General features: G+C 46.4%; 1 pseudogene. It reads right to left on the bottom strand.

The annotated features are described in order from the left end of the window. Positions 1–191: 191 nt before the first annotated feature. A pseudogene (locus TW84_RS24725) lies at positions 192–584 on the bottom strand (hypothetical protein); the annotation flags it as partial.

Here is a 584-nt window from a genome sequence, read left to right as displayed (position 1 = left end):
TGCTGCTGGGCTTGCTGATACTCTGGGGTTAGCTCCGGTAACGAGTCGACAGACACATACATCAGTGAGGCCCCTCCATTGGTAGTTGATACGTTGGGTTCAGGGGTATGTTCTACTCAGCTTTTTATTCACCAACAATCGCTGAACCCCAGTACGAACACAGGCTCCCTGTTTAGGGAGCCTGTAAAAATTTACTCTTCTTCTATAACAGTAACTAATTGCCTTAGGTGTTTTAAAAGCTGCTCTTGTTCTGCCGGTGAAGCAATATAGTAAGAAAAGTAAAAATGCCTATTTTCCCAATAAATATCCTCGCTCTCTTCATCCCCAGTTTCCATTTCAAAAATTGGAAACAAATGCGATTCAATCAGTCCATTTTTATATCGGCCTTCCGGAACGCAACAAAGTCGGTAACTCGCGGTAGGGGGGAAAGGTTGTACTCGCTGCTTAGGTCTATTGACCACTCCAGCCATTTTAAACGACATTAATAGCCCGGCACCGGCACCAACAAACATCATCGGCCCCACCAGCACCACCCCAATAATCGAAATAGCAACGCCCACATAGCCCGAGTAGCGTAAGGCGGC

Source organism: Vibrio neptunius (assembly GCF_000967495.1).
In the GTDB taxonomy this organism is placed as follows: domain Bacteria; phylum Pseudomonadota; class Gammaproteobacteria; order Enterobacterales; family Vibrionaceae; genus Vibrio; species Vibrio neptunius.
The sequence above is the reverse complement of the archived record's forward strand: the minus strand, read 5'-3'. Positions and strand labels throughout refer to the sequence as shown.